Here is a 523-nt window from a genome sequence, read left to right as displayed (position 1 = left end):
TCGTTCGCAGGCGCCGTTCCTGCTGCGATGCGGCATCGATCTTGCTGCGCAACTCCCACCTCGCGCATCCCCCGACCATGGAAACCACGCTCTACTACTGGCCCGAAATCCAGGGCCGCGGCGAATTCGTCCGGCTGGCGCTGGAGCAGGCCGCCGTGCCCTATACCGACCTAGGCCGCGAAGATGAAGCCGCCATCGAGGCGTTTCTGGACGACGCCGGCATTCCCACACCGCCGTTCGCGCCGCCATTCCTGGTGGCTGGCCAGTTGGTGATCGCGCAGACGGCCAACATCCTGCTTTATCTCGGCCAGCACTATGGCCTGGCCCCGCACGACGAAGCCGGCGGCCTGTGGACGCACGGCCTGCAACTGACGATTGCCGATTTCGTGGTCGAGATCCATGACACGCACCACCCCATTGCGTCGTGCGAGTACTACGAAGACCAGCGTACCGAAGCCAAACGCCGCACACAGGATTTTCTCGACAATCGCGCGCCCAAGTTCCTGCACTACTTCGAGCGCGT

The 523-nt window shown here is 63.9% G+C and carries 1 protein-coding gene; it reads left to right on the top strand.

Annotation, left to right across the window (positions count from 1 at the left end):
- Positions 1–77 precede the first annotated feature (77 nt).
- The coding region (locus D1614_RS28865) for a glutathione S-transferase family protein (RefSeq protein ID WP_147384421.1) at positions 78–523 on the top strand (446 nt) is incomplete at its 3' end.

The organism is Maribellus luteus, assembly GCF_003576475.1.
Taxonomy (GTDB): domain Bacteria; phylum Bacteroidota; class Bacteroidia; order Bacteroidales; family Prolixibacteraceae; genus Draconibacterium; species Draconibacterium luteum.
Note: the sequence above shows the minus strand (reverse complement) of the source record. Positions and strands in the feature narration are given on the sequence as shown.